19 protein-coding genes and 6 pseudogenes are annotated in these 24,350 nt (G+C 67.7%); 16 read left to right on the top strand and 9 right to left on the bottom strand.

Annotation, left to right across the window (positions count from 1 at the left end; genetic code table 11):
• Nucleotides 1-442 precede the first annotated feature (442 nt).
• Together CCN33_RS14395 and CCN33_RS14390 are read left to right on the top strand one after the other, a co-directional pair.
• Nucleotides 443-1,522, top strand: coding sequence for a protein kinase family protein (locus CCN33_RS14395; protein WP_086694034.1), 1,080 nt, complete (start codon nt 443-445; stop codon nt 1,520-1,522).
• Between the two features lie 304 nt (nt 1,523-1,826).
• Nucleotides 1,827-2,069 (top strand): annotated as a pseudogene (locus CCN33_RS14390) (Ku protein); the annotation flags it as partial.
• A gap of 359 nt (nt 2,070-2,428) precedes the next feature.
• On the opposite strand, the gene CCN33_RS33930 reads toward CCN33_RS14390, so the two are convergent.
• The 3 genes and pseudogenes from CCN33_RS33930 to CCN33_RS14375 form a co-directional block, all read right to left on the bottom strand.
• The gene (locus tag CCN33_RS33930; RefSeq protein ID WP_483027241.1) at nt 2,429-3,220 is read right to left on the bottom strand and encodes an RHS repeat-associated core domain-containing protein; all 792 of its coding nucleotides are present in this window, start codon (nt 3,218-3,220) and stop codon (nt 2,429-2,431) included.
• A 558-nt stretch (nt 3,221-3,778) separates the two neighbouring features.
• Nucleotides 3,779-4,075 (bottom strand): annotated as a pseudogene (locus tag CCN33_RS33925) (hypothetical protein); the annotation flags it as partial.
• Nucleotides 4,076-4,108: 33 nt separating this feature from the next.
• The gene (locus CCN33_RS14375) at nt 4,109-4,522 is read right to left on the bottom strand and encodes an SRPBCC family protein (RefSeq protein ID WP_086694023.1); all 414 of its coding nucleotides are present in this window, start codon (nt 4,520-4,522) and stop codon (nt 4,109-4,111) included.
• A gap of 194 nt (nt 4,523-4,716) precedes the next feature.
• Here CCN33_RS14375 and CCN33_RS14370 point away from each other — a divergent pair.
• The 3 genes and pseudogenes from CCN33_RS14370 to CCN33_RS14360 all read left to right on the top strand — a co-directional run.
• Nucleotides 4,717-5,031, top strand: a pseudogene (locus tag CCN33_RS14370) (Ku protein); the annotation flags it as partial.
• 434 nt (nt 5,032-5,465) lie between these two features.
• Nucleotides 5,466-6,065: a PAS domain-containing protein gene (locus CCN33_RS14365; protein WP_244173807.1), complete on the top strand. Its 600-nt coding sequence runs from the start codon at nt 5,466-5,468 to the stop codon at nt 6,063-6,065.
• An 84-nt stretch (nt 6,066-6,149) separates the two neighbouring features.
• Nucleotides 6,150-6,692, top strand: coding sequence for a DUF6328 family protein (locus tag CCN33_RS14360; RefSeq protein WP_086694020.1), 543 nt, complete (start codon nt 6,150-6,152; stop codon nt 6,690-6,692).
• Nucleotides 6,693-6,711: 19 nt separating this feature from the next.
• On the opposite strand, the gene CCN33_RS14355 is transcribed toward CCN33_RS14360, so the two are convergent.
• A complete protein-coding gene (locus CCN33_RS14355) occupies nt 6,712-7,629 on the bottom strand; it encodes a LysR family transcriptional regulator (RefSeq protein ID WP_244173806.1) in 918 nt (305 codons plus the stop codon).
• A gap of 181 nt (nt 7,630-7,810) precedes the next feature.
• Between CCN33_RS14355 and CCN33_RS14350 the strand changes: the two genes are divergently transcribed.
• The 9 genes and pseudogenes from CCN33_RS14350 to CCN33_RS32035 all read left to right on the top strand — a co-directional run.
• Nucleotides 7,811-8,548 carry an acetoacetate decarboxylase gene (locus tag CCN33_RS14350; protein ID WP_086694019.1) on the top strand — a complete coding sequence of 246 codons (738 nt, stop codon included), beginning with the start codon at nt 7,811-7,813 and terminating at the stop codon, nt 8,546-8,548.
• A gap of 57 nt (nt 8,549-8,605) precedes the next feature.
• The gene (locus tag CCN33_RS14345) at nt 8,606-9,583 is read left to right on the top strand and encodes a 3-hydroxyacyl-CoA dehydrogenase NAD-binding domain-containing protein (protein WP_086694018.1); all 978 of its coding nucleotides are present in this window, start codon (nt 8,606-8,608) and stop codon (nt 9,581-9,583) included.
• Nucleotides 9,584-9,632: 49 nt separating this feature from the next.
• Entirely contained in the window at nt 9,633-11,135 is a 1,503-nt protein-coding gene (locus CCN33_RS14340) for a CoA transferase (protein WP_086694017.1), read from the top strand.
• A gap of 205 nt (nt 11,136-11,340) precedes the next feature.
• Nucleotides 11,341-12,498: a hypothetical protein gene (locus CCN33_RS14335; protein WP_244173805.1), complete on the top strand. Its 1,158-nt coding sequence runs from the start codon at nt 11,341-11,343 to the stop codon at nt 12,496-12,498.
• Between the two features lie 100 nt (nt 12,499-12,598).
• The gene (locus CCN33_RS14330; RefSeq protein ID WP_086694016.1) at nt 12,599-14,176 is read left to right on the top strand and encodes a cytochrome ubiquinol oxidase subunit I; all 1,578 of its coding nucleotides are present in this window, start codon (nt 12,599-12,601) and stop codon (nt 14,174-14,176) included.
• Between the two features lie 24 nt (nt 14,177-14,200).
• Nucleotides 14,201-15,148, top strand: a pseudogene (gene cydB, locus CCN33_RS32045) (cytochrome d ubiquinol oxidase subunit II); the annotation flags it as partial.
• Between the two features lie 84 nt (nt 15,149-15,232).
• Nucleotides 15,233-16,642, top strand: coding sequence for an NAD(P)/FAD-dependent oxidoreductase (locus tag CCN33_RS32040; protein WP_167387854.1), 1,410 nt, complete (start codon nt 15,233-15,235; stop codon nt 16,640-16,642).
• 309 nt (nt 16,643-16,951) lie between these two features.
• A pseudogene (locus CCN33_RS32970) lies at nt 16,952-17,065 on the top strand (hypothetical protein); the annotation flags it as partial.
• A gap of 93 nt (nt 17,066-17,158) precedes the next feature.
• Nucleotides 17,159-17,254, top strand: a pseudogene (locus CCN33_RS32035) (IS5/IS1182 family transposase); the annotation flags it as partial.
• A 67-nt stretch (nt 17,255-17,321) separates the two neighbouring features.
• Here the strand turns inward: CCN33_RS32035 and CCN33_RS14310 are convergent.
• The 3 genes from CCN33_RS14310 to CCN33_RS31600 form a co-directional block, all read right to left on the bottom strand.
• Nucleotides 17,322-17,756: a VOC family protein gene (locus CCN33_RS14310; RefSeq protein ID WP_086694015.1), complete on the bottom strand. Its 435-nt coding sequence runs from the start codon at nt 17,754-17,756 to the stop codon at nt 17,322-17,324.
• Nucleotides 17,757-18,014: 258 nt separating this feature from the next.
• Nucleotides 18,015-18,332 carry a putative quinol monooxygenase gene (locus tag CCN33_RS14305; RefSeq protein WP_086694014.1) on the bottom strand — a complete coding sequence of 106 codons (318 nt, stop codon included), beginning with the start codon at nt 18,330-18,332 and terminating at the stop codon, nt 18,015-18,017.
• A 39-nt stretch (nt 18,333-18,371) separates the two neighbouring features.
• Nucleotides 18,372-18,698, bottom strand: a complete 327-nt coding sequence (locus tag CCN33_RS31600; protein ID WP_140394546.1) for a hypothetical protein — start codon at nt 18,696-18,698, stop codon at nt 18,372-18,374.
• A gap of 664 nt (nt 18,699-19,362) precedes the next feature.
• On the opposite strand from CCN33_RS31600, the gene CCN33_RS33775 reads away from it, so the two are divergent.
• A complete protein-coding gene (locus CCN33_RS33775) occupies nt 19,363-19,476 on the top strand; it encodes a helix-turn-helix domain-containing protein (RefSeq protein ID WP_244173804.1) in 114 nt (37 codons plus the stop codon).
• A gap of 675 nt (nt 19,477-20,151) precedes the next feature.
• Here the strand turns inward: CCN33_RS33775 and CCN33_RS14290 are convergent.
• Together CCN33_RS14290 and CCN33_RS14285 are read right to left on the bottom strand one after the other, a co-directional pair.
• Nucleotides 20,152-21,984 (bottom strand): RICIN domain-containing protein, encoded by a 1,833-nt coding sequence (locus tag CCN33_RS14290; protein WP_086694012.1) that lies wholly within the window; start codon nt 21,982-21,984, stop codon nt 20,152-20,154.
• A gap of 67 nt (nt 21,985-22,051) precedes the next feature.
• Nucleotides 22,052-22,771, bottom strand: coding sequence for a hypothetical protein (locus CCN33_RS14285; RefSeq protein ID WP_086694011.1), 720 nt, complete (start codon nt 22,769-22,771; stop codon nt 22,052-22,054).
• Between the two features lie 353 nt (nt 22,772-23,124).
• Here CCN33_RS14285 and CCN33_RS14280 point away from each other — a divergent pair, with 353 nt between their 5' ends.
• Nucleotides 23,125-24,219: a hypothetical protein gene (locus CCN33_RS14280; protein ID WP_086694010.1), complete on the top strand. Its 1,095-nt coding sequence runs from the start codon at nt 23,125-23,127 to the stop codon at nt 24,217-24,219.
• The last annotated feature ends 131 nt before the right edge of the window (nt 24,220-24,350 follow it).

The following is a 24,350-nucleotide window of genomic DNA, read 5'->3' as shown; positions in this document are numbered from 1 at the left end:
CCCACGACTGTTGCAGGCGCTGGAGGGTGTCCACCGTGGTGTCCCAGGTGTCTACGAATGCCAGGTAGGCCTGCTGGCGTTGCCCGCGTACCATTGACCGTGTTCGACGGTGGCCTGGTCGGTGGTCTGCCGCTGGCCGGCCCTGTAGCCGATGTATGCCACTGCGAGGGCGAACAGTCCGCCCGCTATAGCAGTGAAGATGGTTGCCGCTGCGTCGCTCATGGTGCGCATCCTGCCGTTTGCGGTGGATGACAGGGTTCTTGCCCGGCCTTCAGCCCAAGTGGACCAGCCCTTGACGTCTGGTCCACTGATCCCGGGGCCGTACTCGAACCGAATCCCCGGCACGGGCATCGGCCGCTCCGGCTCCGCGCCGACCGCGGATAGGCTCGACCAGGTCCGCGAGAGCGCCGAGGCCCTGGTTTTGGGCACTGAGAGGTCGTCGATGCACCATCCGGACCCGCGATATGCCGTTCGGCTTGCCACGTATGGGACCGTGGCCACGCGCTTGTCCCTGCTGAGTGACCGTCGGCTCGGTGAGGTCGTCGCTGCCGCCGACCCGCTCGGATCCGGTATCGGTGGCAGGTCGGCGGAGCTGGACATCGACGGCAGGCGGGTGTTCGTCAAGCGGGTGCCTCTGACGGACACCGAGTTGCGGCCGGAGAATGTGCGGTCAACGGCGAACGTCTTCCAACTGCCGATGTTCTACCAGTATGGGGTGGGCTCAGCGGGGTTCGGGGCTTGGCGAGAGCTGGCCGTGCATGTCATGACCACCAATTGGGTCCTCGGGAATGAGTACGAGGGTTTCCCGCTGATGTACCACTGGCGCATTCTGCCCGACTCCCCTCCTGAAGGGGTCGCCGACGAGTTCGGGGGCATCGACGGGGCAGTCGCGCACTGGGAGAGATCATCGGCCGTGCGTGAGCGGCTGGAGGCCATCGGCCGGTCTTCGTCCAGCCTGGTTCTCTTCCTGGAACACGTCCCGCAGACACTCGGCGGCTGGCTGCATGACTACCGGACCGCCGCGCCGGAGGGCGGGGAGAGCTCGCCGTACCCGTGGGTGGAGCAAGCCCTGGCGCGCGGCACCGCCTTCATGAGCTCGCACGGACTCGTTCACTTCGACGCACACTTCGCCAATGTCCTGACCGACGGACAGATGTTGTACTTCGCGGACTTCGGACTCGCCCTGAGTTCCGACTTCGAACTGTCAGTCACCGAGGCGGAGTTCCTCTCCGAGCACCTCGCGTATGACCGCTGCCACACCGTGAGTCATTTGCTCCGCCATCACCTGCCCGATGGCCTGCGTGGCGGGATGGAACACGAGGCATTCCTGCGGGAGTGGGACACAGGCCACCGGCCCGATGGCGTCCCAGGCGAGATTGCCTCGATCCTCAACCGGCACTCCCGAGCTGCCGTGATCTTCGGCGAGTTCGCCCATCGACTGCTCACGAAGACCAAGCGGACGCCGTTTCCGGCCGCCGAGGTCGGGCGGGCCTTGGGCCCTGCGGTCGCGGCACCCCACTGACGCCGGCCTTCGGCAGAAGCTCACCCTCAGGACGTCGCGGGACGGGTGGGTTGCCGGGGGCCGGGGCGGCGTCGCAGTTCGAGGTTCTCGCTCTGGGAGGCTTCGACAGCCTGGCGATGGGCTGTCCTCGGCGAATCATCTCCCGCAGGCCCTTCTCGTCGCAGACCTGGACGTGATCATCAGCGTGGAGATCTCCACCGATCTCGTTGCCGACATGCTGCCGAAGTCGCCTCCCACATGCTGGACGAGGGCCCTATGGGGCGCCCGTAGGCTGGAGCTTCTCGGGGCCCTTCTGGAGGCTGGCATGCCCCGAACCGTGTGGAGCGGCGCCATATCGTTTGGCCTGGTCACGGTACCGATCAAGGTCGTCTCCGCCACCGAGGACCACTCGGTCCACTTCCACCGGGTCCACACCGCGGACGGCGGTCGCGTCCGGAACCGCAAGGTGTGCGAATCGGAGGGCCGCGAGGTCAGCCAGGCCGAGATCGGCAAGGGCTACCAGTTCACCAAAGACCTCATCATCCCGCTCAGCGACGCCGACCTCCGGTGATCGACTCCATCGGCCGGCACCTTGCCCCCGCACCGTTCCCCACCACTCCCGACGGCTACCGGCGCCTGTTGGAGTGGCTGCGCTCGCACGGTGATGTGCTCGCCGTCGGGGTCGAAGGCACTGGCGCCTACGGCAAGGGGATCGCGCCTGCTGGTTGTGAGCGGGCGCGATCGCCTTCTGTTCGGCCGGGCCGGCCCTAGCAGTCGGCTGCCCGACGAGTCGGGACGCGGTGGTCAAGCTGATTGGGCATCAGCCACGGATGAGGATGTCGATCACGAACAACACCACGCCGATCAGACCTAGTGCGACGCCGATCTGGATGAGCCGTACAGGCAGCTTCTGTCTCCTGCCCGTCATCATGATGTGCACGCATCTATGAAGCCGAGTCCTGTGCCGACCAAGCCGATACCGCCTCCGATGGCTGCCACGGATGCGGGAGTGCCCAGCCCACCACTGCCCACCGCTCCGGCGATACCTCCGGCGACGCTGAGGACCCCGCCGACGATCCAGACGCCTCCAGCTATACAACCGAGGGTGCTTGTGCCGGTCGGGTCGATGGCGTTCACGGGATTGCCGGTGGCGTAGAGGTAGGCATTGGTCTCCTTGCCGGAGGGGTCGGGCTGGGTGAAGCGGCCCAGAGTGGGGTCGTAGTAGCGGGTGCCCATCTTGTACAGGCCTGTGCTGTCGAGATAGGCGCCCGTGTGCCCAAAGGGCTGGTCGACGAGGCTGTTGTTGCCGGCACGGGCGCCGCCGGTGGGGCTGTAGTCCCACCGGCCCTGCTTGGCGCCGGAGTTGTCCACGAGGGCGGATGGGGCGCCTTGGTCGTCGGTGACGTAGTAGTACGGGGTGCCGCCGCTGGTCATGCCGATCAGTGTGCCCGCGGGATCGCGGACGAATCCGGTGCTCTTGCCGTCGGCGGTGGTGGTGGAGATGCCCGCGGGGCCCTGGTCGATGCGGGTGGAGCCGGCGGTGAGGCGGTTGGAGCTGTCGGTGCCGGCGTAGGTGTAGCGGCTGGTGGTGCCGCCAGTGGTGAGGGCGGTGAGCTGGTTGAAGTCGTTGTACGTCTCACCGGTGCGCGGGAGTTGTCCTGCGGCGGAGAGTTCGTTGCCGTTCTTGTCGTACGACCAGCCAGTGGTGTCGCCGTTCATGCCGGTGATCTGGCTGGCCGCGTTGTAGGTGTAGCTGGTCAGGCCGCTGCTCGCGGAGCACGACGATGCGGACCCCGAGGTGGCGGTGATGTTGCCGGCCTTGTCGTAGCAGTACAGCCAGGACGCGTTCTTCGTCGAGCCGGCGTTCTCCTGGGTGTAGCTCAGGCGGGACTGGCTGTCGTAGGTGTAGGAGATCGTCTTGTCGGCGCCCGGGTCGGTGCGGGTCTGGATCTGATCGGTGTCGGTGCCGTCCGCGAGCTTGTAGCTGTAGTTGTAGGTGTACAGCGTCGCGGTCGGGGTGGTCGCCTTGATCTGGGTGGGGCGGTCGGCGTTGTCCCATTGGGCGCTTTGCGTGGTGCCGCCGGGGAGTTTGGTGGCTGTGCGGTTGCCGTCCTCGTCGTAGGTGAAGGTCGTGGTCGCGCCTGCTGGGTCCTTCAGCGAGGTGAGGTGGTTGGCCGCGTCGTAGCCGTAGGTGGTGGTGCCGTTGGGGTCGGTGAGCGTCTTGAGGTTGCCGGCCGGGTCGTAGCCCTGGCTGTAGACCGCGCCGTCGGCGAGGGCGCGGGTGGCTTCCCGGCCGAGTCCGTCGTAGGTGTAGGTGAGGGTGCCGGAGGCATCGGTCTGGGTGAGCAGGTTGCCGTCGTGGTCGTAGGTGTAGCCGACGGTGAGGTTTCCGCTGCCGCCTGAGGTGGCGACCTTGGTGACGCGGTCGTGGTCGTCGTAGGTGTACGTGGTGGTGACGCCGCGTCCGTCGAGGACGGCGGCCGGGCGGCCGAGCACGTCGTAGGTGTAGGTGGTGGCGCCCAGGGGCGAGGGGGGTGTGGTCTTGCTGAGGTTGCCCCGGCCGTCGTAGGAGTACGACGTCTTGTTGCCCGGCCCCCGGCGGGGCGGTCAGCCCGCCGCGTCCCCGGACCGGGACCGCACCCGCTCCTCCAGCCGCCGCAGGCTGCCGTCCAGCGCCTCGCCGACCGCCTGCTCGCCCGGGTCGTGCGCCTCGTCGAAGAAGGACAAGTGCACGATCACCTCGCTGGGGCCGCTGTCGATGCCGGACACCTGGAGCCAGCCGGCGTAGGCGCCCTCCTCCCGGGTGCCCCACTCCAGCCGCATCTGGTCCCGCTCCGAGCGCAGGAGCGCGGGCACGTCCTGGCCGGAGCGGTCCTCGTGCACGGTCACGGCAGGGAGGTCCGCCGCCTCGACGTGCACGGCGTCGGGGATCCAGGTGTCGAGCTGGCCGACGTCGGCGGCCTGGTCGAAGACCTGCTCGGGCCGCGCGTGCATCGTGCGGGAACGTTCGTACTCGGCCATCGTGGTACTTCCCTCCGTGCGGGAGCGGTGTTCCGCCCGCGTGCCCCTTCCGCGGCGCCCGAAAAGCGCGCCGTGCCCGCCCGTCCCATGCCCGGCTCAACGGCCAGCTCCCGATGGAGTCACTCAGCCCGGATCGCTGGGCCGCCGGTGCTAGACCTACGCTGGAGAGGCTCGGGGCAGCAGCGGAGGTAGCCCATGCCCCAGACGGTTACCGCAAGGTATGCGAGCGGGAGAACCGAGAGGTACATGGGGCCGAGGCAGGTCGTGCCTACGAGATGCCCGATGGCCGCCTGGTCCCCGTCACCGACCAGGATCTGCGTGATCTGCCGCTGCCGATGGCCCGCGCGATCGAGATCGTCGCCTTCTTGCCGACCAGCGCCGTGGACCCGATCCGACTCGGCGGCGCTGGCTACTACCTCGCCGCAGACGGCGGCGTGGCAGCCAAGCCCTACACGTTGCTGCGCGAGGCGCTGGCCCGCTCCACCAGGGTCGCAGTCGCCCGGTTCGCCTGCATCGAGGCGAAACAGCAAGGCCGCCCGGCGCCGGAGGCTCCGGCGGCGGCGCCGTAAGAGAGCTTTCACGGCGCCTGCCAGGCCCACCTCCGCGCGGCGTCGCCCAGTCCACGTGAACTGCACGGGGACACGGCCCCGCGAGCGGCATCTGTCGACGGGAAAACGGCCCTGAGCCGGGTCTTCATATCTCGATTTCAGCGGCCTGCTCCACAGTGACCCCGCTGGAGAGGCGGGGACCTCCACAGTGCTAAACATTTGTGTAGTGCGGCATCTGGCGACATGCTTGCGAAGTCGGCAGAGGAGCGCGTTGGACGAACGGCACATGACCGGAGGAGCTCCGGATGGATCTCCAAGCGAGCGGCCCCCCGAGCGATTCCCCGGCAGCGGAAGCCTGGCGACAGCTTGCGATCACATGGCGTAACCGCGCCCTCATGCTGCTGGACCATCTGTCGTTCCCGGTCGCCTTCTGCGACGGCGATGGCGTGATTTTCCTGGCGAACCCCGCGATGGCCGCGGAGTGGGGGATGTTCTCGGGACAGATGGTCGGGCACAACGCCCTGGACTTCTTCCGTCCCCGCGCCGGCACCCTGCTCCAGCCGATCGCGGAAGCCGTGCGGCTGCGTCGCCGGGCCCGGTACCCCGTCGAGGTGACCTGGCTGACCTCGAACGGTGTCGAGCGGTACGGCGAGATGGACATCGACCCGGTAAGTGATAGCCCGGACGCGCCGCTGGCACTGATGCTGCTGTTGAGGGTCGGGGGTGAACGCGGCGAGTCACCTGCCGCGGAGGCGGCCGAGTACGCGCGGGTGAGCGCTCTCGAAGCGCGGATTCTCGCTTCGACGGCGGCCGGAGAAACGACCGCGCGCATCGCCAAGACGGTCGGCCTGACATCGGACGGGGTCAATTATCACCTGGCACGACTGTCTCAGCGCTGGGGCGTGCGCGGGAAGGCTGCGCTGGTCGCCCGCGCCTATTCATTGGGGGTCCTGGACTCGATGAACTGGCCCCCCACCTCTGCCGCACCTCGATGAGCGCGCAGCATGTGCCGTCCGAGGACTGACGCTCTAGTCTGGCGAAGACGGCGGAGCCCGTCCCTCGCACGCGCTGGGAGACCCATGCAAATTCGCCACCAGCTCCAGGCCCAGCGTCGCGAAAAGGCGCGGGAACGGGAGAGCCTCAGCGTTGCGGAACTCCTTCAAGAGCTGCGCGCGGTGCAAACGGGCGTGCAGATCCTTTTCGCTTTTCTCCTCGGCCTCGCTTTCAGCGGTCGTTTCACGAATTTGGACGATGTCGAGCTCGGTGTCTACGTCGCGACCCTCGTTCTGACAGTCATCACTACAGCGCTCATCGCCACTCCCATCGCGCTGCATCGCCGGATGGGCCACGACGGATCCAGTCCCCGCATCGTCCCCATCGCGGCGCTCATGGCAGAGATCGGATTTGTGCTGTTGGCTCTGGCCCTCAACGGCGCGATCCTGCTCGTCACGACCTTCGTACTGGGGCGTCTCGCCGGCATCTGCATCACGATCATGACGACATCGGTCTTCGTCGCGCTGTGGCTCGTACTCCCGTGGGTGCTGCGTCCCACACGGGCCGCAAGGGTGTCGCACCGCCAGTCCGGCGCCGGCCAGCGAGTGAAGGCATCACGCGCCCCGTGACGAGCGGAACACGGGCCGGTCACGAGGCCATGTGGCGGGTGATCAGCTCCAGCAGGCGCAGGACGGCCGCGTCCGCTTCCGGCCGGTGCACCGCCACCAGGGAGGTCTCCAGATAGGGCGAGTCCCCCCTTAGAGGCACGAAGGTGACTTCGGGGACACGGAAGTCACGCAGCCGCTCGGGCAGGAGGCTGACACAGAGTCCGGAGGCGACGTAACTGAACAGCCCGGTCAGGTCGTCGGACACGGCACGACTGCGCGGAGTGAACCCCGCTTCGTGACAAGCCAGTTGCACTTGATGGGCCAGGGCCGGCAGCACTGCGGGATCGGGCAGGACGAAGTCCTCTTCACTCAAGTCGCCCAGCGCGATTTCGGCGGCGCCGGCCAGCGGGTGGTCATGCGGCACCGCCGCAGCGATGCGTTCGACGGCGAAGCCGCGGCTGACCAGGTCCGCCGAGAGCGGTGAAGGGTCGCGGAGGAATCCCAGATCCAGGGTGCCGGATCGGACCAGCTCGGCGAGGGCTGCCGCCGAGTCCTGGTGGAGGTGTACACGCAGGCCGGGCAGCTCCTCGGCGGCCGCCCGCAGCAGACGCGGCAGGTAGTGGTGGCTGAGAATGCTGACGTATCCCACCCGGACATCACCGGCCAGGCCGCCGGCCACCCGGCGCGCGCGCTCGATGGCCGCGGACTGGGCATCGAGCAGACGCTGCGCGTCCGCGGCGAACGTCTCGCCGGCCGCGGTCAACGACACCCCGCCCGACCCGCGCTCGAACAGACGCACCCCCAGCCCCCGCTCCAGACGCTGGATCGACTGGCTCAGCGGCGGCTGGCTCATGGACAGGCGTTCCGCGGCGCGGCCGAAGTGCTTCTCGTCCGCGACCGTCAGGAACTGCTCCAGCAGGCGCTTGGTCAGGTGAATATCGTCAATCATATCGGTCATGACTCAACTATATATTGGACAGACCCACAGCGCAGGGTGTCCACTGAGTTGTGGGTGCTCAGCACGAAGCGCCCTTCACCCCGAAAAACCGATTCGGGAGAGGTCTGCGCGTATCTGCGCGGACCACGACAGATACCCCGCCCCGCCCTCTGCGTGGCGCGCTTCTCCCCAGGAGGCTTTTATGCAGAAGCAGGATGTCGCCCGGCTCTTCACCACCCCCGTGGATGCCCCCGCCTATGCGCCCACCAGGTACCAGTTCACCAATCGCGAGTACCTCAACATCTACTACCGCACCGACCCCGACGCGCTGCGCCGGCTGGTTCCCGAACCGCTGACGGTGACCAACCCCTTGGTCCGATTCGAGATCATGCGCATGCCCGACGTCACCGGCCTGGGCGACTACACCGAGGCAGGCCAGCTCGTCGCCGTCGAGCACGAGGGCGAGGCGGGTGAGTTCAACCTCGCTATGTACGTCGACAGCGTCCCGGCGATCTCCAGCGGCCGCGAATACAGCGCGTACCCGAAGAAGTCCGGCTCCCCCTCCCTCTACGTGGACTCGGACACGTTGGTCGGCACGCTCGACTACGGCACCCTGCGGGTGGCCACCGCCACGATGGGCTACAAGCACCATGCCATGGACCTCGACGAGGCCCGTGCGGAGATCTGCTCGCCGAACTTCATGATCAAGACGGTGCCGAACTATGACGGAAGCCTGCGGGTGTGCGATCTCGTCCGCACTCAGGTCACCGACGTCACTGTCAAGAGCGCCTTCACCGGCCCCGCCCGCCTGGAGCTCTTCGCTCACGTGATGGCTCCGCTCTCGGACCTGCCCGTCCTCGAGGTCGTCAGCGCCAGTCACATCGTCACCGACCTGACGCTCAACCCGGTCAAGCCCGTCTACGACTACCTCGCCGCCTGATCCAGCGGCGACCGGACAACCCTCACCACCTCGTATTCCTCGAGAAAGGCTCGAACCATGACCCCCACCTCTGAGCCCGCGCCGGGTTCCTACAAGCGCGCCGCGATCATCGGCGGCGGCGTGATCGGCATCTCCTGGGCCGGCCTCTTCCTCGCCCGCGGCATCGAGGTCGTCATCAACGACCCCCGCAGCGACATCGAGGACCTCGTACTGGCGGGCCTCGACGAGATCACCCCCGCCCTGGCCGAGCTAGGTCTGCCCACCGAGAACCTCGCCGACGGGCTCACCTTCGAGGCCGATCTCGCCTCCGCCGTCTCCGGCGTCGACATCGTCCAGGAGAACGGCCCCGAGCGCCTCGAGCTCAAGCAGCAGATCTGGCAGACCATCGAGCAGAACGCTCCGGCCCACGCGCTGCTGGCGACCTCGACCTCCAGCATCCCGGCGACCGCCATCGCCCAGACGATGGCGCACCCCGAGCGCCTGATCGTGGGTCACCCCTTCAACCCGCCGCACCTCGTGCCGCTGGTGGAGATCGTGCCCGGCGAGAAGACCTCCGAGGCCACCGTCCGCCAGGCCAAGGCGTTCTATGCCGCGCTCGGCAAGAAGCCGCAGGTCCTGCGCAAGGAGATCCCGGGCTTCGTCGCCAACCGTCTGCAGTCCGCGATCTTCCGCGAGTGCGTCTACCTCGTGGCCCAGGGCGTGGTGACCGAGCAGGAGCTCGACGACATCGTCACCTCCTCCATCGGTCTGCGCTGGGCGGTCGGCGGACCCTTCCGCACCTTCCACCTCGGTGGTGGCCCGGCCGGACTGCCTCACTTCATCGAGCACCTCGGCCGTGCCATGGAGGCCAACATGTGGCCGGCCCTGGGCAACCCCACCTTCGACGACACCACCGTCGCCACCCTCGTCAACCAGGCGAACGAAGCTTTCGGCGGGGGCACCGTCGAGGAGCTCGCCGCTCAGCGGGACCGGGCGCAGATCGCCCTCATGCGCGCCCTCGGCGAGACGCCGGACTCCACCGCCAGCAACGCCTGACCAGCCTCTCCCTCCCCCCACCGCACCACACGTGAGAAACGAAGAGATCATGTCCCTCCCTGACAAGTCCCTCACCGGCAAGATCCAGAAGGCGATCGCCAACCCGGCCACGGACGACGCGTTCGACGTGCACGCCGAGACGAACGAGGTCCTCGCGGGTATCGGCCTGCAGCCCGGCGACACCGGCGGCCACATCACCTTCGAGGGCGCCGACCCGGTCGTCCCCAGCACCCTGCGCCTCGGCGCGGCCTCCGGCATCTCGCTGGTCGCCAAGTCCGCGGCCGTCGCGGCCCTGTGGAAGGACCGCACCGGACGCGGCCAGGACATCCACATGGACCTGCGCAAGGGCCCGCACCGCCTGTGCCCCTTCTACGAGGGCAAGTGGGAGCTCCTCAACGGCTACACCAGCGGCACCCCGTCCATCATCAACATGGCGTACGCCAACAACTTCTACCGCACCGCGGACGAGCGTTGGATGATGCCGTTCAACATCTACCCCAACATCAAGGTCGCCGCCCAGCGCCTGCTCGGCGTCGGTGACGTCCCCGAGCACGTCGCGGCCGCGATCTCGAAGTGGAACGCCCGGGAGCTGGAGCAGGCCGGTGCGGAGGCCGGCTGTGTCATGCCGATGGTGCGCACTCCTCAGGAGATCCTGCAGGAGGAGCAGTACAAGCAGGTGCTCTCCAAGCTGCCGCTGGTGGAGATCACCCGCATCGGGGACAGCGACCCCGAGCCGCTCCCCGCCAACCCCGTCGCCCCGTTCGACGGCGTGAAGGCGCTGGGCATGGGTCACATCATCGCCGGTGCCGGGGCGGGACGCGCCATGGCACTGCACGGCGCCGACGTGCTGAACCTGTGGCGGCCCTACGAGCTCGAGCACGACGTCACGTACAACACCACCAGCGTGGGCGTGCGTTCGGCCACGGTGAGCCCGTACACCAAGGAGGGCCTCGCCCTCATCCACAAGCTCCAGTCCGAGGCCGACGTCTTCTACGCCAACCGGCGCCCCGGCTTCCTGAACCGCGTCGGACTGTCCGAGGAAGAGGTCATCGCCCGCCGCCCCGGCGCGATCTACGCGACCGTGTCCCTGAACGGCAAGACCGGCCCGTGGAAGGACTTCCTCGGCTTCGACCAGACCGCGGGCGCCCTCACCGGCCTGCTGCACCTGGAGGGCGACGGCGACCAGCCGGCGCTGCCGCCCATCACCGTCGTCAACGACTACCTCGTGTCGTGGTTCATGACGGCCGGCATCGCCGAGGCCCTGCGCCGCCGCGCCAAGGACGGTGGCAGCTACCGCGTCCACGTCTCGCTGTCCCGCGTCGCCCTGTGGATCCTGTCCATGGGCATCTTCGACCAGGAGTACGCGAAGCAGATCGCGGGGACGGGCGAGCTGCACGCCTACCCGGACCCGGAGCTGTTCACCGCCGAGACCCCCCTCGGCCACTATCAGGGCATCACCGACCAGGTGCGCATGTCCGACACCCCCGGCGCCTACCGTCAGATCCTCGTCCCGCGCGGCTCCCAGCGCCCGGAGTGGCTGACCACCGCCTGACCGTCGGTCTCCGACAGTCCACTCGTCCGTGCAGAACCCCTGACGGGCTGACCGGGCCGGCCGCCCACAGGTCACCACCGTGCCCGACCCCGCGAAACGGAGCCGGGCACGGTGGTTCCTGGGGGCGGCCCGCGCCAAATCCTCCCGCGCCGTGTCACCCCGCCAGTGCCGCGCGCCCGCATCCACATAAAAGGAGCCGGCCTTCATGACCACTCCGACCGCCGTCCACCCCGCACCCGCACGAATACACCACGCCTCCCCCGGTCGGCGCTCCACCGTCGTCCGGCTCGTCGCCCTGATGATCGGCCCGGTCCTGGTGTGTCTGGGCCTGGGGCTGAGCTACCTCGGCGCGTTTCACAACCCGCAGCCCCATGACATGAAGGTGGCGGTCGTGGGCTCCTCGCCCAAGACCAAGGTTCTGGCGCAGACCATCAAGGACAAGGCCGGCAACGGCCTGGACGTCACCACGGTGCCCACCCGGCGACAGGCCCGTGAGCACCTGCTGGACCGCGACCTCGTCGGCGCCTACGTGCCGACCCCGAAGCACCCCGAACTCCTGGTGGCCCGGGCCGGTTCCAATTCGAACGCGAACGCGGCGCAGTCCGTCTTCCGGATGGTCACCGACAAGCAGGGCGTGCCCCTGAGGGTCACCGACGTCGCGCCGCCCGCGCCGCAGGACCCCAATGGTGGTGGCCTGTTCTTCCTGCTGATCACCCTCAGCGTCGCGTCCTACTGCTGCGTGCTCGTCCTGGCACCCCTGGAGAAGGTGCTCGGCATGCGGGCCCGCGCGATCATGGGGCTCGGGGCCTGCCTTGCCGTCAGTGGTGTCGGCATCCTGCTCGCCGGCCCCGTCTTCGATGTCGTCGACCACTCCTACGGCTCCGTCTGGGCCATGAGCCTGCTCTACTGCGTCGGTGTCTTCGCCGTCGGTCTCGGGCTGCAGACCTTCCTCAAGCAGCTCACCCCGCTGGTGCTGATGGGCCTGTTCGTCATGCTGAACCTGACCAGCGCAGGCGGTCTCATGAGCCCGGAGATGCAGAACAACTTCTTCGGAGCGCTGCACTCCTTCTGGAACGGCGCCGCATTCGTCGAAGGCGCGCGCAGCATCCTCTACTTCGACCACCACGACCTCGGCTCGCACCTGCTCTCCCTGTGGCTGTGGCTGGCTGCCGGAGTCCTCCTGACCCTGTTGGCCGCCCGCACCGAGACGCGGCGCAAGGGCGTCCTCGGACCCGAGTCCGAGGCGGACGAGCCGGATGCCCGGCCTGAGCCGGAAGCTGCGGTGCTGCTTTCCCACCCCGGCGCGGAACTCTTCGAGGCCGTCGCCGAGGAGCTGGCAGCCGCAGAGCGGGAGGACCGATGACGCCCCGTTTCATCTTCCAGCAACAGGGCGTTCTCTCGGCCCTGACTTGTGAATGTGTTCACATTCACAAGAGCGCATTCATGAGCGTGAGGAGTGCCCGATGAACCTGGCCATGGCACCGGAAACGCTCGCACGCTGGCAGTTCGGAATCACCACCGTCTACCACTTCCTCTTCGTCCCGCTCACCATCAGCCTCGCGGCGATCACGGCGGGCCTGGAGACCGCGTGGGTGCGTACGAGCAAGGAGAAGTACTTCCACGCCACCAAGTTCTGGGGGAAGCTCTTCCTGATCAACATCGCGATGGGCGTGGTCACGGGCATCGTGCAGGAGTTCCAGTTCGGCATGAACTGGTCGGACTACTCCCGCTTCGTCGGTGACGTCTTCGGTGCCCCGCTCGCCATGGAGGCGCTGATCGCCTTCTTCTTCGAGTCGACCTTCATCGGGCTGTGGATCTTCGGCTGGGACAAGCTGCCGAAGAAGCTCCACTGCGCCTGTATCTGGATGGTCTCCCTCGGCACGATCCTCTCCGGTTACTTCATCCTGGCGGCCAACTCCTGGATGCAGCACCCCGTCGGCTACACGATCGACGAGAAAACGGGCAAGGCGCGGCTCACCGACGTCTGGCTCGCCCTCACCCAGGAGACCACGCTCGTCGGGTTCGCCCACGTCCTCACCGCGGCCTTCCTGACCGGCGCGGCCTTCATGGTCGGCATCTCCTGCTTCCATCTGTGGCGGGCCAAGCGGGCCGAAACCGCGGGCGAACAGCCGAGCGAGAAGCGGTCCAAGCAGATCTCGGCACTGCGCATGTCGCTGCGGACCGGTCTGGTCATCGCGGTGATCGCGGGCCTCGGTACCGCACTGAGCGGCGACCGGATGGGCCAGGTCATGTTCGAACAGCAGCCGATGAAGATGGCTTCTGCCGAAGCACTGTGGGACACCCAGAGCCCGGCACCGTTCTCCGCCTTCGCCGTAGGCGACGTCGACCAGGGCCGCAACAGTGTCGAGGTGGAGATCCCCGGCCTGCTGTCCTTCCTCGCCCACCACAACTTCCACGAGGCCGTGCCGGGCATCAACGACATCGCCGAACACGAGGCGAAGCTCTACGGCGGGTCCCCCGGCGACTACCTGCCCAACGTCTTCATGACCTTCTGGGCCTTCCGTCTGATGATCACGTTCGGCATGGCGTCCTTCGCGTTCGGACTGGCCGGCCTGTGGCTCACCCGCCAACGCCGACTGGTGGCACCGCAGTTCCGCACCAAGGCGGACGAGGTGCCTCGCCTGATGCTCACCGCCGAACGCGAGCTGCAGCCCACCCTGACCAAATGGTTCTGGCGGATCGGCGTCCTCACCATGGGCTTCCCGCTGATCGCCAACTCCTTCGGCTGGATCTTCACCGAGATGGGCCGTCAGCCCTGGGTCGTCAACGGCCTGATGCGAACCGCTGACGCCGTCTCCCCCGGCGTCAGCGACGCCCAGGTGATCACGTCCATGAGCGTGTTCACCCTCCTGTACGCGGTCCTCGCTGTCGTCGAGGTCCGGCTCATGGCCAAGTACGCGCAGGCCGGCCCCGACATCACCGAGGAGCAGCCCGTGAGGGACCCGCGATTGCGGGGACCGCGCGGCACCGGCTCCGGCGAGGACACGGACGCCGACAAGCCCCTGTCGTTCGCGTACTGATACCCGGAAAGGAGACATCCGGTCATGCACCTTCACGACCTCTGGTTCGTACTGATCGCCTTCCTGTGGATCGGCTACTTCTTCCTGGAGGGCTTCGACTTCGGCATCGGCGTCCTCACCAAGGCCCTCGCCAGGAACCGCGCCGAGCGGCGGGTCCTGATCAACACCATCGGACCTGTATGGGACGGCAACGAGGTCTGGCTGCTGTCCGCGGTCGGCGGCACCTTCGCCGCCTTCCCCGACTGGTACGCCACCCTGCTCAGCGGCTTCTACCTGCCGTTCCTGCTCATCCTCGGCTGCCTCATCCTCCGCGGCGTCGCCTTCGAGTACCGCCACAAGCGCAGTGAGGAGCGCTGGCAGCGCAACTGGGAGCACACCATCTTCTGGTGCTCCTTGATCCCCGCCTTCCTGTGGGGCGTCATCTTCGCCGACATCGTCCGCGGCGTCCCCATCGGCGCGGACCACAACTACGCCGGGGACCTGGGCGACCTCGTGGGCGGCTACGCCCTGCTCGGCGGCATCGTCACGCTGGCACTGTTCACCTTCCACGGCGCGGTGTTCGCCACTCTGAAGACGCTCGGCGACGTGCGGGTACGGGCCCGGAGCCAGGCCCGCGTGCTGGGCCTCCTCACGCTGGCCCTGAGCGCGCCGTTCCTGATCTGGACCCAGGCCGAGTACGGCAGGGGCCGCAGCCTGGCCGCCGTAGTAATCGCGGGTGTCGCGCTGGCAGCGGCGCTCCTGCTGAACGGGCGTGTCCGGGAGGGCTGGGCGTTCGGGCTGTCCGGCACCGCTGTCGTCGCCGTCTTCTCCTCGCTGTTCCTGTCCCTCTTCCCGGACGTGATGCCCTCCACGCTCGACCCCGCGTGGAGCCTGACCGTGACCAACGCGGCGTCCGGCCACTACACGCTCACGATCATGACCTGGGTCGCCCTCATCGTCACCCCGTTGGTCATGTCCTACCAAGCCTTCACCTACTGGGTGTTCCGCCGCCGCATCGGCGTCCAGCACATCCCAGACGCGACGACGTCCGCCGCGCACTCCCCGAAAGGAATCGCCATGTCCCCCGCTCACGCGGCCCAGCCGCCCCGCATTCTGATCGTCGGCGGTGGCTACGCCGGCCTGTACACCGCGCTGCGCGTGCTGAAGAAGCTCCGCGGCGACGAGGCCACGGTCACCGTGGTCGACCCTCGCTCCTACATGACCTACCTGCCGTTCCTGCCGGAGGCCGCCGGAGGCAACGTCGCCGACCGCAACCTCGTCGCCCCGCTGCGGACCACCCTCAAGAAGGCCGAGGTCGTCACCGGACACGTGGTCGCCGTCGACCACACCCGAAAGACGGCGACGATCGTCCCTCCGGCCGGCGACGAGTACGAACTCGGCTTCGACCATCTCGTCGTCGCCACCGGCTCCGTCTCCCGGACCTTCCCCATTCCCGGCCTCGCCCAGCACGGCATCGGCCTGAAGACCGTCGAAGAAGCCGTCTCCTTGCGCAACCACGTGCTGTGGCAGCTCGACAAGGCCGACTCGACCACCGACCCCGAGGCGCGCCGCAAGGCCCTCACCTTCGTTTTCGTCGGCGGCGGCTTCGCCGGTGTCGAAGCCGTCGGTGAGATCGAGGACATGTGCCGCGACGCGGCGAAGAACTACCGCAACATCGGCCGTGAGGACATGCGCTTCATCCTCGTCGAGGCCGCGAACCGCATCCTGCCCGAGATGGGCCCCGACCTCGGTGTATGGACGAAGAAGAAGCTCGAAGAGCGCGGCGTCGAGGTGTACCTGAACACCTCGATGGAGTCCTGCACCGACCAGCAGGTGCTGCTCAAGAACGGGGTCGAGACTCCCGCTTCCACCATCGTCTGGACGGCCGGCGTCAAGCCCAGCCCGCTCCTCACCGGCTTCGGGCTACCGCTCGGCCCCCGCGGGCACATCGACACCGCTGCCACGCTCCAGGTCCAGGGCTTCGACTACGTCTGGTCCGCCGGCGACAACGCCCAGGTACCCGACCTCGCCGTCGGCGACGGCGCCTGGTGCCCGCCCAACGCCCAGCATGCCTACCGCCAGGCCAAGGTACTCGGCGACAACATCGTCGCCCGACTGCGCGGCCGCCGACAGAAGGAGTACAAGCACGCCAACCTCGGCGCGGTCGCCAGCATCGGCCTGCACAAAGGCGTCGCCATCATGTTCGGCAAGATCAAGCTCAAGGGCCTGCCGGCCTGGTGGTTCCACCGCCTCTACCACGGCGCGATGATGCCCACCGTCAACCGCAAGGTCCGCGTCTTCCTCGACTGGATCCTTGCCGTGTTCCTGCGCCGCGAGACCGTCGGGCTCCCCGAGATGGCCCACCCGCGCGACGCGTTCATCGACGCCGCCCTGCCTGTGCCGCAACTGCGCCGCGCCGAACGGGGCAACGGCTTGTCGCTCGTCACCGGCGACGACCACTCCGGTGGTGTGAGCACCACTCCATGACAACCGGGCCCGTCGGCGCGCGGGCGGCCTCAGCCGTCTCGCGCGCCGACGGGTCCTCCATGCGTTCGCGTCTCGACCGACATGTTGTGAACCCACAGGTGACAAGCGTGTCCTCTCCCCTGCCCCAGCCCTCCGGCGCGAGCTCGCGCACCGGGCGCCCGTTGTCGCGGTGCTCGTCTTCGCGGGCAGCATCGTCGCTCTGGTGCAGACTCTGGTGCTGCCGCTCGTCGGTGACCTGCCCCGGCTGCTGCACACCACGACCTCCAACGCGTCCTAGGTGGTCACCGCTCTGCTGCTCGCGGTTCGGCCATGGCGCTGGTGAGTGCCTCCCAGGGCATCGGTGGGGCGCTCGGCCTGCCTGCGGGTGCGTTCGTGACCGAACACGCCGACTGGCAGGTGCTGTACCTGGCATCTGCCGGGTTCGCGGCCGTCGCACTCCTTCTCGTCCGGCGTTGCGTACCGGAGTCGCCGGTGCGCACTCCCGGACGCTTCGACCTCGTCGGGGCGGCGGGGTTCTGGAAGATCCTGTGCGACTGCCGCCTGAGAGGCGACGGCGTGCGCCATGCAATGCGCGGCGTCGCCCGCCCACACAACCTCGCTCTCACGGGATGACCGCGCCGCATGCGGGATCTGAGAGGCCCACCGGAGACGGCTCTGCGCCTCGCAGTCTCGGAGGGGCTCAGTCGAGGCAGAACTCGTTGCCCTCAAGGTCCTGCATCGCAATGCAGGACTCGTTCTCGCCGTCGGCACGCATCGTTCGCACATGTACCGCACCGAGCGCGACCAGTCGTGTGCATTCGGCCTCAAGTGTGGCAAGGCGCTCCTCACCCACGAGCCCGATACCGGCCCGCACATCGAGATGCAGCCGGTTCTTGACGACCTTGCCTTCGGGAACTCGCTGGAAGAGCAGGCGCGGACCCACACCCGAGGGATCAGTGCACGCGAAGTAGATCGCCTCCTCCTCGGGCGGCAGCGAGCGGTGGTACTCCTCCCACGTGGCGAAGCCCTCCGGGACCGTCGGTACGACGTACCCCAGTACCTCACACCAGAAGGCGGCGAGGCGCGCAGGTTCCGCGCAGTCGAAAGTCACTTGGAACTGCTTGATCGTTGACATCGGCGCACCCTACCAAGGGTGCCCCGCCGCCCTTTTCTAAGGTGGATCCCCATGCCGTCGAGATGTCGACCCGTCCCCGCCGAAACCTGGTCCGGATCGGACACCAGGCGATCAAAGCGAAGAGGCCACGAGAAGGACACAACCGTGGCGCGTAGCTGCGTGGCACAGATCAGTTACGGGACAGCCTTGAGCAAGCTGACGCATACACGCCGATGGGGCGAGAAATCGTCAGTTTCTCGCCCCATCGCTATGCGTTGGTCAGAGAGCGCCCTTGCCCGGTTCTCCGGCCGGGAGCGCTTCGAGGACGACCACGTCCGGGGGGCCGTCCAAGGCGCTGCCAAGGGCCTTTCCGACCCTGGCCATCACGGCTCCCTCGCGGTGCGCCTGGAGGTCCTGCTCGGAATCCCACTTCTCCACCATGACGAAGTGACCATCCGACCCCTTCTTCTTGTGCAGGGAATAACGGGAGCAGCCGCGCTCGGCGTGCACTTCCGGCACCGCCTCCCGAAACACCTTCTCGACGAGCCCCTCTTGTCCGGGCTTCGCAATCAGATGGGCAACGATGACAACCGGCATGACAACTACTCCTTGAATCGAGTTCTTCTTTCGCCAGCCTCAGCCGTGGCAGAGGGCTGGTACATCACCACGGAACTGCACCAACTGGTTGTACACCCAGGGGTAGTAGCGACTGTCGAGGCTATACGGGTCCTCACATCGGGTGATGTGCCGACGACTGAGGCCGCTTTCATCGGCGTGCTCTGCCGTGATCACATGAGAACCGCGTCCGCCGACCGGCGCGACAGCCGCTGAAGCAGAGCCGCCCGCGGCAAACAAAACACCTCCGGCAATCATTACAGAGGTGGCCGCCGACGCCATGCGCAATGTCAGCTTACCCATAGTCATCCCCTTGCCTTGTTCGCTGCTCCATTTGCACTGATTCATCCTGGGAAATGGAAGCGATTGAGTTTCACTACGACCGTACGCGCCACCCTCACACCGCAGCGCGGCTTTACTACATGTTCCTGTAGGCCGTCACCCATGGAAGTCCTTGATATTGCCGGTGACCTGTACCTTTCTGTTCCGCCCACCGAGGTGTTTCAACGCCCTCGCGGCAGTGTGGGCGCCGCATATGCCGTGGGCGGCGGGACCGGGTGGTGTCGCCGCCGAGCAGATGAAATGCCCCGGCACGCCGGTGTCGTACGGGTGCGGCGTCGGGCCAGGTCCGAGCAGCATCTGCCGGATGTCCTTCGCGCCGGCGATTTCCCGCCCACGAAATCGGGGTTGCCGGCGGCTAGGGCGGCAGGCGGATGGGGCGCGGTCCCGATAATTCGTCCCCCGTCACCTCGACCTCGATACGCTGCGTGAGGGCGTGGCCGGTCTCGGTACCGGAGTGCGGGTCGCGCTCGGCAGCCAGGCACCTGGCATCGACGGGTTTCGCGGCTCGCTCCGTGAGGCTCTGCGCGCCAAGGCAGTTGCCCAGACGGGACGGAACGATTCTCTCAGGGTCGTCACCTTCGAGACATCGCGGTCGCCGCGTTGCTCACGGAGAAGTCAGAGGGCAACTACAACGCAAGCGGCGACGCGGCTACACCTGCACAAGCACACCGTGCATTACCGCATCCGCAAAGCCGAGGAACTGCTCGGCCGTCCGTTGGCCGAGGACCGTCTCGACGTCGAGATGGCGCTCTTGGCCAGGACCCCGCTGTGGCGGCACGGGTGACCGGCGGGCAACCGCCACCGGCCTCGGGGTCACCGTGATCCCGTTGGCGCCTATTGGACCGACTGACGCAGTCGCCGCCGAGGACCGAAAACCCACCTCACGACGTGACCCCCGGCTGTGCGCACCGCATGGGGACGTGCTCCGCCCATCCAGCACGTGACGGCACCAGGCCGTTCCGGAGAGCGGCACCGCGTCCTCCCGGCGCCCTGCCCTCGCATGGGCGGGCGACGCGGCCAGAACCGTGGCTACCTCACGGGCGAGTGGCCTCTTCCCTCGGCGCCTCTGCAGTCCACCGCTGCGCACCTGACATGCCATCAGAAAACAGCGTCGACTCAACGCCAGACCCCTCGGCCACAGCCAGCGACCGCCACGGAACGCTAGGACCAAAACAACACCTAACCGCGCTGAGCAGCAAAGACACCGGTCAGGGCTCACCCGGGGAGTCGTCCCGGTCTGCGCTCAGCAGTCCGAGACGTGCTGGAGAATGCGGCGACGCCGCCAAGTGACGCTTTTCAAGGGGGGAGTTCACCCCGACCAGCACCCACGGCGGCGGCGCCGGTGTGGTCGTCACCTCGCCGGCTCACGGCCCGCCGCCCCTCTCATGCTCCGCGGGCGGTGAGCCGTGCGGCGCCGCGCGATGTTCCGCTCGCGCGGCGCCGTGAGGATCTCGAAGGGTTATCGGGTCCTGAACCGGCGGAAGAGGTTGCGGGCCACGTACACGCCCGGGCCGCCGAACCCGACGATGTCGACGCGCCCGTCGCCTGTGATGTCGGCGAGGAACCGGGGGTGGCGATCGACCCGCCAGGCGCCCGAGTCGTCGTTGTACCCGAAGCCACGGCACACCAACTGGGCCTGGTCGAACAGGCCGTCGCCGCGGTTGTGCGCCACCCAGACCCCTTCGTCGCCGAAGCCGACGATGTCCGGGTGGCCGTCGCCGGTGACGTCGGCGAGGAACCGGATGTGTTTGCCGCCTGTCCACCCCTGGGCGTGCCCGAAGTCGTTCAGGACGAGTTGCGGGGGTTCGAATGTGCCGTCGCCGCGTCCGCGTGCGACAACGACGCCCTGCGGGCCGAACCCGATGATGTCCACCGCTCCATCGGCGATGGTGCGCATCAGGAACCGGGGGTGCTCCTCAGCCGATTCCCACCCCTGGTCGGTCCCGAAGTCGTCGAGGACGTAGAGCGGCTCGGCGAACGTGCCGTCCTCGTCCTGGAGTGACACCCACACGCCGTCGCCGTGACACCCCACGATGTCGGTGCGTCCGTCCTCCGTGGTGTCGGCCAGGAAGCGGGGGTGCCGGTCGACCAGCCAGCCGCCCGCCTTCTCACCGTGGCCGAACGCCCGAAGGACCGGTTCGTCCGGAAGCGGGGCGAACCTCCCGTCCTCGTCCTGGAGCGAGATCCAGACGCCGTCGTCGTGGCAACCGACGAGGTCGAGCCTGCCGTCGCCTGTGGTGTCGACCAGGAAACGAGGATGCCGGTCGGCGAGCCACCCGCCCGCCCCGTCACCGTGACCGAACGCCTTGAGGACCGGTTTGCCGCCCGCGGGTGTGAACGTCCCCTTCTCGTCCACCGTGGACACCCGGACCCCGTCTGCGGCCAGCACGACGACGTCGGGCGTGCCCGCGCCCCTCGTGTCCGCAAGGGTCCACAGGTCCGAGGGGCTCGCGGACGGCACCGCCTGGTGCAGGAGGCGCTCATCGTCGAACGTGCCGTCACCCCGGCTGGACGCCTTCACAGCGCCCTTCGCGGGTTTCAGCCCCACGATGTCCGCTCGCCCCGCTCCCTCGGTGTCGGCCAGGAACCGCGCGCCGAGCCCGGCCCACCATCCTGGTTGTCCCCCGCCCGGGTGGTGCGCCCCTTCGTTCTTCCAGCCCCCGGCGTCCTGGTCGCTGCCGAACCCCCGGAGGACCAGCAGCAGGTCACTGAAGGAGGGCGTCGCCCCGGGTGCCGGACGCAGCGACGTCGAGCGGGTCAGCCGCCAGGACTGGCGGCCGTTCCAGTGGCTCAGCGCAGACCAGCGCAGGGCGGGGTCACTGGTGCGCTCGGGCTCGGCCGTCACGAACCGCCAGCGCTGGCTCTCCGCGTTGTCGTCGTACTCGCGCAGGGCGACGTTGACGTTCTCCTCGCCGGAGCCGGCGAGGTCGAGCACGGTGTCGTCGGTCGCGTTCTCGATGCAGTAGAGGCCTGGTCCGCCCTCGACGGGGACCACGCGCCACTGCTGGGTCTTCTTGCCGGCGGCGGCGTTCCCCTGGCGCACGCCACGGTCGGCGGCCGTGGGTTTTTCAAGTACCTTGCCGCCGGCCACAGCGCGGATGACGTACGACTGGTCGTCCTCGCTGCCTTGAGCCGGTACGGGGACGAGCTGCCATTGGTCGGGGTTCGGGCCGCCGTCGGGAAACGCGCGGGCCACGAGGGCTCCGTCCGCGCGTGTGGTGTCGACAGTGAGGGCCTTCCCCGTGGCGTCGTTGATGATCTGGAGCTTCAGTTCTTCCGTGGGCACGGGCATCGTGGTGCCTCTTCCAAGCGGCGCGGGCGGGGACTCGGGTCGAATGCGGCGCGACGACGGCCGCGGCTCACGTGAAGACGTGGTGGTAGGGGACGTTCCACTCGCTGGGCAGCCGCGGGTAGAAGGTGTTGATGACCGTTCCGGTGAAGTCCCCGCCCCAGTTGTAGGTGAGGCGCACTTCGCTGTCGGCCGCCACCGCGTGGTCCTTGAAGCCGAGGATGGTGTCCGGGTGGGTGATCGGCACGAAGGTGATCCCGCCCCATGGCGTCACCGTGACGACCCAGAGCTGGGTGTCCTCGGGGGTGCCGTTCTTGCCGCGCCACAAGTCGCCCACTTTGTCGGGCAGACCGACCTGAACGGTGTCGGCGGTGCTCTTGGGGGCGTCCTGGTGGACGGTGATGCGCCGGCGCTGTGGCTTGGGCGCACCGTCGTCGCCGCGCCCGGCGTCGGCGTCGGCCGCACCGGCCGGCTTGGGCGACACCTGGCCTGCGGCGCTCTCGATGACGTACAGCGGCCGCTGCCCGAAGAAGCCGGCCGGGGTGATGTACCAGAGGTGGCCCTGCGCCTCCTTTACGGCCGGGTCGAGCGAGGTGGCCAGCTTGACCCCCTTGTCGTGGCTCGTCTCCTTCAATTCGACCGGCCGCAGGTAGCCGCCGTTGAAAGCGTGTACCAGCATGACCGGCCGATTCTCGACGAGTGCCGCCACGGTCGCATTGTCATAACTGTTCACCGCCACCGGGCCGCCGACCACCAAATTGGACATCATCGTGCGTTCCTGCGTGTACATCGCGGAATCCTCACCTGTACTGGATGGGGAGAACAATGCTCCGGACACATGGACGCCCGAAAGCATGTGGATGGGCGAATCGAGAACTCGGTCCTCGACAACGATCGAGGTCACACTACCCACGGGCAGCGGCTACGGAAAGTCATCGATCGAGTGAAGCGAGGCACTTCAGGGCCTAACCCGCCGAATTGAACAGGATAACTTCGAACCCTGATCACTCGATTGAGTGTGATGTACAGGTGCATATTCCCGGCGATTTCCACCCCATGCTAATTTCGCCTGCCGGAACGTGCGCGAGTTTTGTTTGTTTTCCATCGAGCACGATACATCCGGAATGATCAGAGGACGGGTAGATGCCTTCCAACGCGTACAGCCTGGTGCAGGCCAAGCGTCAGCCCCTGACGAAGAAGAACCTCCGCGAACTCGACATCGAACAGACTTGGCAGTCCATCCTGGGCCATCCCAATCTGGTCTACGTCGATCCCTCCGGCGTGAAGCACAAACCCATCGGCTTCTCCGTGAACAAGTCGAGCTTCGGCTCGTTCCCCGGCAGTGCCTTCCAGCTCGGCTGGCTCGCCTACATGAACCTCGGCGAGCCGCTGATCGAGGTGCGCGGCGACATCGGCCAGCCTCCGCCCGACACGTTCTCCTCGCGCACCTACGTCAACCGCAGCCAGGCCGAGATGACCTTCACCGACTCGGTCGACTTCACCGTGTCGAACGGGGTCACGTGGTCGCTCCACGGAGACGCGAAGCTCACGTTCGGCGGCAGTGTCGGCGCGTCGCTGCAGCTGCAGCTGCAGAACCAGCTCCGCCTCGACCTCCAGTCCCAGCTCCAGGCGTCGTGCCAGAACGGGACGGCGAACAGGAACTCCAACACGGTCACCAACAAGAACAGCAAGGACAGCGTCGGGGTCGACAACGCCAACACCAGCGAGACGTCCGCGAGCAGCTCCGCGACGAACTCCTCGTCGAACGGGATGACAAACTCGGTGGGGTTCACCACCTCGGGCAGCGCCACCGGCAACGCCTCGCTCAACGCCCAGCTCGCCCTGGGCATCGCGGCCACCGTCGGCGGCTCCCTGACCACCAGCTGGGCGTCGAAGTCGCAGATCTCCGGGAAGGTCCCGCCGAACTCCCGCGTACAGACCATGGTGACGCAGCGGCGCACCCGCAAGCAGTACACCTACGAGATCCCGGTGACCTTCTCCGGTCTGATCGCGGTGCAGTACCCCGTGCCCGTGGCGGTCCTGTCTCCCCCGCAGAGCAAGACCTACCCCGGCCTCGACCATCTGGTGGCCCGCGACATCGGCGACATCGACCTGGCACCCGGCGGCTTCCGCATGAAGGGCCTGGCCGAGGTCGTCTCCGCCCTGGAGGTCCACCACACCATGCTCGACGGCGAGACCCTCGCCGTCAGCCAGCAGACGCTGCACAAGCAGCCCTGACCGCGCGGCGCCGCCGCCACGACGACCAGAGGTGACGACCATGGTGTTCGACAACATCTTCAACTCCGCGGGCAAGGGCACGGGGCTCTTCTCCGTGACCACCAACGGCACCAAGCCCCAGCCAGGCGCCG

Origin of the sequence: Streptomyces recifensis (genome assembly GCF_002154615.1) — a bacterium.
Classification (GTDB): Bacteria; Actinomycetota; Actinomycetes; order Streptomycetales; family Streptomycetaceae; genus Streptomyces; species Streptomyces griseoluteus.
Note: the sequence above shows the minus strand (reverse complement) of the source record. Positions and strands in the feature narration are given on the sequence as shown.

What these genes read in the sequence shown, in the direction of transcription:
- CCN33_RS14395 (WP_086694034.1), top strand. Translation starts at nt 443, where the DNA reads ATGCACCATCCGGACCCGCGATATGCCGTTCGGCTTGCCACGTATGGG.
- CCN33_RS33930 (WP_483027241.1), bottom strand. Translation starts at nt 3,220, where the DNA reads ATGAACGGCGACACCACTGGCTGGTCGTACGACAAGAACGGCAACGAA.
- CCN33_RS14375 (WP_086694023.1), bottom strand. Translation starts at nt 4,522, where the DNA reads ATGGCCGAGTACGAACGTTCCCGCACGATGCACGCGCGGCCCGAGCAG.
- CCN33_RS14365 (WP_244173807.1), top strand. Translation starts at nt 5,466, where the DNA reads ATGCTGCTGGACCATCTGTCGTTCCCGGTCGCCTTCTGCGACGGCGAT.
- CCN33_RS14360 (WP_086694020.1), top strand. Translation starts at nt 6,150, where the DNA reads ATGCAAATTCGCCACCAGCTCCAGGCCCAGCGTCGCGAAAAGGCGCGG.
- CCN33_RS14355 (WP_244173806.1), bottom strand. Translation starts at nt 7,629, where the DNA reads ATGACCGATATGATTGACGATATTCACCTGACCAAGCGCCTGCTGGAG.
- CCN33_RS14350 (WP_086694019.1), top strand. Translation starts at nt 7,811, where the DNA reads ATGCAGAAGCAGGATGTCGCCCGGCTCTTCACCACCCCCGTGGATGCC.
- CCN33_RS14345 (WP_086694018.1), top strand. Translation starts at nt 8,606, where the DNA reads ATGACCCCCACCTCTGAGCCCGCGCCGGGTTCCTACAAGCGCGCCGCG.
- CCN33_RS14340 (WP_086694017.1), top strand. Translation starts at nt 9,633, where the DNA reads ATGTCCCTCCCTGACAAGTCCCTCACCGGCAAGATCCAGAAGGCGATC.
- CCN33_RS14335 (WP_244173805.1), top strand. Translation starts at nt 11,341, where the DNA reads ATGACCACTCCGACCGCCGTCCACCCCGCACCCGCACGAATACACCAC.
- CCN33_RS14330 (WP_086694016.1), top strand. Translation starts at nt 12,599, where the DNA reads ATGAACCTGGCCATGGCACCGGAAACGCTCGCACGCTGGCAGTTCGGA.
- CCN33_RS32040 (WP_167387854.1), top strand. Translation starts at nt 15,233, where the DNA reads ATGTCCCCCGCTCACGCGGCCCAGCCGCCCCGCATTCTGATCGTCGGC.
- CCN33_RS14310 (WP_086694015.1), bottom strand. Translation starts at nt 17,756, where the DNA reads ATGTCAACGATCAAGCAGTTCCAAGTGACTTTCGACTGCGCGGAACCT.
- CCN33_RS14305 (WP_086694014.1), bottom strand. Translation starts at nt 18,332, where the DNA reads ATGCCGGTTGTCATCGTTGCCCATCTGATTGCGAAGCCCGGACAAGAG.
- CCN33_RS31600 (WP_140394546.1), bottom strand. Translation starts at nt 18,698, where the DNA reads ATGAATCAGTGCAAATGGAGCAGCGAACAAGGCAAGGGGATGACTATG.
- CCN33_RS14290 (WP_086694012.1), bottom strand. Translation starts at nt 21,984, where the DNA reads ATGCCCGTGCCCACGGAAGAACTGAAGCTCCAGATCATCAACGACGCC.
- CCN33_RS14285 (WP_086694011.1), bottom strand. Translation starts at nt 22,771, where the DNA reads ATGTACACGCAGGAACGCACGATGATGTCCAATTTGGTGGTCGGCGGC.
- CCN33_RS14280 (WP_086694010.1), top strand. Translation starts at nt 23,125, where the DNA reads ATGCCTTCCAACGCGTACAGCCTGGTGCAGGCCAAGCGTCAGCCCCTG.